We start from the raw sequence: 6,465 nt of genomic DNA, 5'->3' as shown, positions 1-6,465 counted from the left end.
TCTTATGCCTGAACGAAATGCCTCAGGATGGATGTTAAATCGGCCATTCCCGCCACTAAGTTTGCTTCGATTTCCATCATTGTAATTTCGGCTGCCGTTTTTCCCGCCGCCCAATTGGCAATCACGGCGCAGCAGGCGTAATCGATGCCGAGTTCGCGTGCCAGGGCGGCCTCCGGCATACCGGTCATTCCGACGAGATCGCAGCCGTCGCGTTCCATGCGGTTGATTTCCGCCGCGGTTTCCAGCCGCGGCCCCTGGGTACAGCCGTATACGCCGTCATCGATAATACTGACGCCCGCCACTTGAGCTGCGGTCAATATCTTTTCCCGCAACCATGGACTGTAGGGGTGAGTGAAATCGACGTGGGTTACCAGTTCGAGATCAGTCTCGAAAAACGTGTGTGGCCGTCCGTACGTGTAATCGATGATTTGGTTTGGAACGGCGATTTTTCCCGGCACCATATCGGCGCGGATTCCTCCTACCGCGGCTATCGCCAGAATGCTGGCCGCACCGGCTTCTTTCAGCGCCCAGATGTTTGCGCGGTAATTGATCTTGTGTGGCGGAATGATGTGCGGGTTGCCATGGCGCGCCAGAAACACCAGTTCTTGCTGATGAAAATGGCCAAAAACCAGTTCTGAAGAAGGATCTCCATACGGCGTGGCGATTCGCTCACGCCGGACAATCGTGAGATCAGGGAGCCGTGTGAGACCGGTTCCCCCGATGATGGCCATTAAAGTCATGACAGCTCCCTTTATCGATAAACGTGCTTGCAGGCGAAGATGCCCGGCCAATTGCGAAGATAGCTTTTATAATCCATGCCGAATCCGAACAAATAGCGATCTTCGGCTTCCAATCCGATGAAATCGGCTCGGCAAGGTTTCTCCTTATTCAATTTCTTGTCTACGACAACAGCCGTGTACACGGCTTCGGCGCCTTCTTCGAGGCAGTATTTCCGAATCTCAGCCAGGGTGATGCCCTCATCCAGGATGTCGTCGATGATCAGTACTGTCCGATCACGGAGGGGAATGCTAGGCTTCAAGAGCCAGCGAATTTCGCTGCCGCGGGTTTCTCCCTGGTAGCGGCCGGCCTTGATGGAGTCGATTTCCAAGGGGAAGCGCAGACGCAGGGCAATCTCTGCGGTGGGAATGATGCCGCCGTTGAGAACCGAGAGCAACAAAGGGGTCTTATCGCCGATGAGTGTAGTGATCTCGGCCGCCATGCGGTCGAGGGCCGAGTTGACCTCGTTTTCCGAAAAAAGGCAGTCGGCTTCGGCTATTACTCGTTCGATTTCTTCCGATTTGTTCATGCGAGTCCCGGTTGTTCGTTGATAGATGCGATCAGTTCTGTGGCGCGCTGCCAGTCAGTGCTCGCCAATAAGGCATTACGATCCATGGAAAAACGTCCCCGCATGCGCTGGAGGCGGGGCTCGCGTTCTGTGCTGGAATGATTCGTCAAGGATTCGAGGACTTCGCCCGCGGCGTCGGGCATGTTGCAGACCAGTACCATGTCGCAGCCCGCTTCGAGCGCTAGCCTGGCGCGGTCAACATGATTTCCGGCAAATGCTGCGCCGGCCATGGATAAGTCGTCGCTGAACACGGTTCCGTCGAATCCGAGCCGGCGGCGAAGAACTTCTTGAATCCAAAAAGATGAAAAACCGGCCGGCCGCTCATCGATTTCCGCGTAAATCACGTGGGCCGGCATGATTCCCTCCAATCCGAATTCGATGAGGGCGCGGAATGGCAGTAAATCGCGGTTTTCGATTTCGTCCATGCTGCGGTGGTCGATCGGCAGTGCCAGATGGGAGTCTTCCGCCACGCCGCCATGACCGGGAAAGTGCTTGCCCACGGATGGCATTCCGGCTCGTCTCATACCTCTCGCAAAAGCCCGGGCGAGTTGTGCGGTTTCGAAAGGATCGCGGGAAAACGCGCGATTGCCGATGATGTCGCTGACGCCCGAGTCGACATCCAAAACGGGCGCGAAACTGAAATCGATATCGACGGCCCGAAGTTCCGCCGCCATAAGCCAACCGGCCGTTTCGGCCGCTGCTTCGGAGTGGTCCGGTTGCCCATTTGCTATCTCGTGATAACGGGCGGCGGGCGGCAATCGTGTAAATCCTTCGCGGAAGCGTTGTACGCGACCACCCTCGTGATCCACTGCGATCAGAATTTCGGGGCGTAACGCGCGAATCTCCCCCACGAGATTCATGAGTTGCCTCGGCGACTCGTAGTTCCGACTGAACAAAATGAGCCCGCCTGCGGCGGGGTGGGTCAATTTGTCCTTTTCATCGGGGCTTACGGTTAGGCCCTGTAGATCGAGCATCACAGGCCCTAGCGGCTTAGATGGTTTCATGGGCGTCCGCCGGAAATACTGAAGGTCCACGATTTTAAACTATAATCGAGCGAACGCGACGAGACGCTAACCGAAAGCCACTGGAGAACCTCGTGGGAAGATCGAAAATTCTGGCTTTGTTTCTTCTTTTATTTAGTCCGTTTGGTTATGGCATGAGCGGCGAAGGAGACGGTGGAGTCGAATATTTGCCTTTAGAATCGGTGCTGGTAAATCTTGAGGGCAAACGCCATTATCTTAGAGCCGACATTCAACTGTTGATCGATAGCAAGGAGCATGCGGAAAAAATCAAAATGCACATGCCGCCTATTCGTCATGCGTTGATTATGCTCTTTTCGAATCGCAATCCCGAGCAGCTTTCTGCTGTGGACGAGCGGGAGAAGCTTCGTCAAGCGGCGTTACAGGATGTCACCAAAACCCTGGAAAAATATGGCGCAGGCGAAGGACTAAAGGATCTCTTTTTTACCGATTTTCTTATCCAGTAGTGGAGTTCTTCTATGCCTTATCTGACGATACAGACTAATCGGGAAGTTTCTCCCGACCAGCGCGAGCCGCTGCTGACGGCGGCTTCGCGCCTGTTGGCCAAAGAGCTCGGAAAACCAGAGTCCTACGTCATGGTGAGTTTGAACAGCGATGTTCCTATGCTGTTCGGCGGCACCGGCGAGCCGGCAGCCTATGCGGAACTCAAGAGCATCGGATTGCCCGCCGGCCAGATCAAATCGCTATCCCGTTCAATTTGCAGTTTGCTGGAACAACGGCTCGATATTCCTCCAGCGCGGGTCTACATCGAATTTACCGATATCAAAGGCAGTCAATGGGGCTGGAACGGCGGGACGTTCTAAACCTTTGGGCCGTTGCCGCTAATGTCCGGCGGCTTCATTGCGGCGTTGGATTTCCTCCATGGCCTTGAGTTGCTCCGGTGTGGCCTCTTTTTGATACTTGGCCTTCCATTCGGCATACGGCATGCCGTAAATGATTTCTTGCGCCGCCGGATAATCGATGTCGATACCGCGCTCCTTCGCCTCGGCGCTATACCATTTGGCCAGGCAGTTACGGCAAAAGCCCGCCAAAATCATCAGATCGATGTTTTGCACGTCGGAACGATCGCGCAGATGTTGCAGCAGCCGTCGGAAAGCTGCCGCTTCCAGTTCGATTCGGGTTTGTTCGTTCATAGCTCTGAGTGCTTGGATGTGTTTGAAGATTGGATCGAGGAACCTCGGAATAGCTTCCGTCCGGAGTGCCCCTGATAACTTGGGGAACGCTTCTCGCTTCCGGAATGGTGCTTGGCCATGCATACGCTTTCGATGTGTTAAGCTTCGGTTTGCCGGCTTGCAAAGTATTGTCGGATATAATGTTCTGTGAAATAGTATTTTATAAGGGAATGAATAGGTAAAGCCGCAGGCGCCGTCCGACTATGGATATTCAAAAAGCCGCCTCTATTTCTGCTTACGCGCTCGCTGAAATCAAACGGCAGCGGGAACTTATAGCCGTCCAAGGAGTCACTTCGGGTGACCCAAGGATAATGGCTGGCGTAGAAAATGCCAGTATTAATATGGGAGACAATAGCGCAGGCGGCGTCGTGTCTTCAGATGAATTGAAAGCCGTCCTGGATCGCCTCAACCAGCCAACTCAACTCAGGAAGGAAGCTGAGGAACAACGAACTGCCCAATACCAAACGATACTGAGCGCGAGAACGAAGCACGCGCTAAATGCCTATCGCGCACAATTCGATTTGCCGCAATATGAGGCAAAAAGCGCTCTCAGCCAGATGTTGGGTGTGGACGTCTACGCCTGACTCCTAATCTCTTTTTTACCTATGCCCGAACTATGAAATTGCTGTTCGATTTTTTCCCGATTTTTCTCTTTTTTATCGTTTTTAAGATTTCCGATATTTACGCTGCAACTCTCGCCGCTATCGTAGCGACTGCGGTACAAGTGGCGGTCACGTGGTTAAAGACGCGCAAAGTCGAGCCTATGCATTTGGTCTCGCTGGCAATCATCGTTATCTTCGGTGGTGCAACCTTATTCTTGAAAGATGAACTTTTCATCAAGTGGAAACCGACTGTACTCAATTGGCTGTTCGGCATGGCCTTTCTCGGTAGTCAACTATTCGGCAAGCGAACACTGATCGAGCGCATGCTAGGTAATCAAATTGAACTGCCGGATTTGGTTTGGCGCCGATTGAATCTGAGTTGGGCCGCGTTCTTCGTCGCGCTCGGTGGTGTCAATCTTTTTGTTATTTACAATTTCAGTACAGAGACTTGGGTCAACTTCAAGCTCTTCGGCCTTTTGGGGCTAACGTTCGTGTTTGTCATTGCCCAGTCCATCTATCTATCTCGTTTTTTGCCCGAACCCAATCCGGAGGAGTAGTTTTTTGCTCTACGCCATTATTTGTGAGGATGCTGAGGGAAGTCTGCCAAATCGTCTCGAAGCGCGTCCTGCGCATCTCGATCGGTTGAAAGCGCTGCAAGCCGAGGGGCGGTTGATTTTGGCAGGTCCCCATCCGGCTGTCGATTGCGAAGATCCGGGCGAAGCCGGGTTCACCGGCAGCTTGATCGTTGCCGAATTCTCCAGTCTGGCAGCTGCTCAAGCATGGGCAGATGAGGACCCTTATCGTCTGGCGGGCGTGTATGCTCGGGTGACGATCAAACCGTTCAAGAAGGTGCTTCCATAATGATAAGTCGAGTCGAAAAAATCAGGAGCCGACTGGAAGAGGTGCTCTCGCCGGTACATTTGGAAGTTACCGACGATAGTATGGCGCACGCCGGCCATGCAGGTGCCATGGAAACCGGCGGTGGGCATTTTTACGCCACTATCGTGTCTGAGATGTTTGAAGGAAAGAGTTCGGTTCAGCGGCACCAGTTGGTCTATCGTGCGCTGGGCGACTTGATGCAGAAAGAGATACACGCTTTCAGTATGAAGGCTTTTACTCCACTTGAATTTCAACAAAAAGGAAATGCGTAAATGAAGACATATTCACTTGTCGCCGCTATCGCCAGCGTATTGGTTATCGCGGGATGCAATAACGTTGGCACTGATGGCCAAAAGGGTGCGACAAGCACGACTGAGGCCCCGACGGCTGAAAACTCAGTCGCCGTAGTCAACGGCAGACCGATCAGTAGAGCCGCAGTCGATATCTTATCGGCGGAACTGGCTCAGCGCCGCGGGGACAACGGGATATCGGAAGAAAAAATCATCGATGAACTGATTAAACGAGAACTATTGCGCCAAGAGGCCGAGGCCCAGCAGCTGACCAATGATCCGAAGTACGCCGCGCGCGTGGAAAATGCCGATCGAATGGTTTTGTCGCAAATTGCCGCGGAACATTTCATCAACAGCGCTGCGATTTCCGACGAAGATTTGAAGAAAGAATATGACCAGCGCGTTGGTTCGATGAAGTTGACGGAGTACAAAGCCAGGCACATTCTGGTGGATACCGAGCAGGCGGCGAAGGATGTCATTAAGCGACTACAAAAAGGGGAAAAGTTCGCGGATATCGCGAAGAAAGTTTCCAAGGATCCTGGCTCCAAGGGAAGTGGTGGCGACTTGGGCTGGTTTAACCCGCAGCAGATGGTGCCGCCTTTCGCAAACGCGGTAGTTGCTTTAAAGAATGGCGAATTGACCCAAACGCCCGTTCAAACTCAGTTCGGTTGGCACGTGATCCTGCGTGAAGATTCGCGCGACCAGCCGCCACCGCCCTTTGATGCCGTCAAAGACCAGCTGCGATCCATGATGCAGACACAACGGCTGCAACAACACATTGGAGAGCTGAAAAACAAGGCGAAGATAGAGCAGTTCGAGAAGCCGAAACCGGCTGAGAAACCTGCGATCGATTCGCCGCAGCAGCCCGGTGCTGGCACGGCGCCGGAAAAACCGTCGGAAAGTCCTGCTGCGGATCCTTCGCAACAGCAGCCGGAAGGTGGTCCTCAGGAAGACCCCGCTGAATCGCAAGAGCCGGCCGAATAAACTCGCGCTATCCGTTAGAGCCGGAGGTGTTTTCCGGCTCTAACCCACATTTCTTCCCTTCGTCGCAGCGGTGCGTGGCGCAGCGCAAAAACGGTACGCTACCGCGCGCGGAAGGTGGCGATTAAGCGTCGGTTCGCGATTGAAAGATCGGCT

Annotated in this window: 11 protein-coding genes; 7 read left to right on the top strand and 4 right to left on the bottom strand. The window is 53.6% G+C overall.

All coding sequences use genetic code 11. The annotated features are described in order from the left end of the window. Positions 1-2: 2 nt before the first annotated feature. The 3 genes from ABJK70_RS03755 to nagZ are packed head-to-tail and all read right to left on the bottom strand — an operon-like array spanning position 3 to position 2,349. Positions 3-740 (bottom strand): S-methyl-5'-thioinosine phosphorylase, encoded by a 738-nt coding sequence (locus ABJK70_RS03755; RefSeq protein WP_077727979.1) that lies wholly within the window; start codon positions 738-740, stop codon positions 3-5. 11 nt (positions 741-751) lie between these two features. Continuing rightward, the gene (locus ABJK70_RS03750; protein WP_077727980.1) at positions 752-1,306 is read right to left on the bottom strand and encodes a hypoxanthine-guanine phosphoribosyltransferase; all 555 of its coding nucleotides are present in this window, start codon (positions 1,304-1,306) and stop codon (positions 752-754) included. Then, positions 1,303-2,349: a beta-N-acetylhexosaminidase gene (gene nagZ, locus ABJK70_RS03745; protein ID WP_347257422.1), complete on the bottom strand. Its 1,047-nt coding sequence runs from the start codon at positions 2,347-2,349 to the stop codon at positions 1,303-1,305. Before nagZ ends, ABJK70_RS03750 begins: the two co-directional genes overlap by 4 nt. 92 nt (positions 2,350-2,441) lie before the next feature. Between nagZ and ABJK70_RS03740 the strand changes: the two genes are divergently transcribed. Further along, positions 2,442-2,831: a flagellar basal body-associated FliL family protein gene (locus ABJK70_RS03740; protein ID WP_133716940.1), complete on the top strand. Its 390-nt coding sequence runs from the start codon at positions 2,442-2,444 to the stop codon at positions 2,829-2,831. 12 nt (positions 2,832-2,843) lie between these two features. Continuing rightward, complete coding sequence (locus ABJK70_RS03735; protein ID WP_086133585.1) at positions 2,844-3,188, top strand: phenylpyruvate tautomerase MIF-related protein; 345 nt, start codon at positions 2,844-2,846, stop codon at positions 3,186-3,188. 18 nt (positions 3,189-3,206) lie between these two features. Here ABJK70_RS03735 and ABJK70_RS03730 read toward each other — a convergent pair whose 3' ends face one another. Next, entirely contained in the window at positions 3,207-3,518 is a 312-nt protein-coding gene (locus tag ABJK70_RS03730) for a DUF1244 domain-containing protein (RefSeq protein ID WP_077727984.1), read from the bottom strand. Positions 3,519-3,760: 242 nt separating this feature from the next. Between ABJK70_RS03730 and ABJK70_RS03725 the strand changes: the two genes are divergently transcribed. From ABJK70_RS03725 to ABJK70_RS03705, 5 genes are read left to right on the top strand one after another with little or no spacing between them, the layout of a single operon-like run. Continuing rightward, positions 3,761-4,141, top strand: a complete 381-nt coding sequence (locus tag ABJK70_RS03725) for a hypothetical protein (RefSeq protein WP_133716938.1) — start codon at positions 3,761-3,763, stop codon at positions 4,139-4,141. Between the two features lie 32 nt (positions 4,142-4,173). Further along, positions 4,174-4,716 carry a septation protein A gene (locus ABJK70_RS03720; protein ID WP_077727986.1) on the top strand — a complete coding sequence of 181 codons (543 nt, stop codon included), beginning with the start codon at positions 4,174-4,176 and terminating at the stop codon, positions 4,714-4,716. Between the two features lie 4 nt (positions 4,717-4,720). Further along, the gene (locus ABJK70_RS03715; protein ID WP_077727987.1) at positions 4,721-5,020 is read left to right on the top strand and encodes a YciI family protein; all 300 of its coding nucleotides are present in this window, start codon (positions 4,721-4,723) and stop codon (positions 5,018-5,020) included. Next, positions 5,020-5,310: a BolA family protein gene (locus tag ABJK70_RS03710; RefSeq protein WP_077727988.1), complete on the top strand. Its 291-nt coding sequence runs from the start codon at positions 5,020-5,022 to the stop codon at positions 5,308-5,310. The genes ABJK70_RS03715 and ABJK70_RS03710 overlap by 1 nt, the downstream gene beginning before the upstream one ends. Next, the gene (locus tag ABJK70_RS03705; protein WP_077727989.1) at positions 5,311-6,312 is read left to right on the top strand and encodes a peptidylprolyl isomerase; all 1,002 of its coding nucleotides are present in this window, start codon (positions 5,311-5,313) and stop codon (positions 6,310-6,312) included. Positions 6,313-6,465: the final 153 nt, after the last annotated feature.

This window comes from Methylocaldum sp. (assembly GCF_039794385.1).
Classification (GTDB): Bacteria; Pseudomonadota; Gammaproteobacteria; order Methylococcales; family Methylococcaceae; genus Methylocaldum.
The sequence above is the reverse complement of the archived record's forward strand: the minus strand, read 5'-3'. Positions and strand labels throughout refer to the sequence as shown.

Bases quoted from the DNA above. Each gene is read 5' to 3' on its own strand.
- ABJK70_RS03755 (WP_077727979.1), bottom strand. From the start codon at position 740: ATGACTTTAATGGCCATCATCGGGGGAACCGGTCTCACACGGCTCCCT.
- ABJK70_RS03750 (WP_077727980.1), bottom strand. From the start codon at position 1,306: ATGAACAAATCGGAAGAAATCGAACGAGTAATAGCCGAAGCCGACTGC.
- nagZ (WP_347257422.1), bottom strand. From the start codon at position 2,349: ATGAAACCATCTAAGCCGCTAGGGCCTGTGATGCTCGATCTACAGGGC.
- ABJK70_RS03735 (WP_086133585.1), top strand. From the start codon at position 2,844: ATGCCTTATCTGACGATACAGACTAATCGGGAAGTTTCTCCCGACCAG.
- ABJK70_RS03730 (WP_077727984.1), bottom strand. From the start codon at position 3,518: ATGAACGAACAAACCCGAATCGAACTGGAAGCGGCAGCTTTCCGACGG.
- ABJK70_RS03725 (WP_133716938.1), top strand. From the start codon at position 3,761: ATGGATATTCAAAAAGCCGCCTCTATTTCTGCTTACGCGCTCGCTGAA.
- ABJK70_RS03720 (WP_077727986.1), top strand. From the start codon at position 4,174: ATGAAATTGCTGTTCGATTTTTTCCCGATTTTTCTCTTTTTTATCGTT.
- ABJK70_RS03710 (WP_077727988.1), top strand. From the start codon at position 5,020: ATGATAAGTCGAGTCGAAAAAATCAGGAGCCGACTGGAAGAGGTGCTC.
- ABJK70_RS03705 (WP_077727989.1), top strand. From the start codon at position 5,311: ATGAAGACATATTCACTTGTCGCCGCTATCGCCAGCGTATTGGTTATC.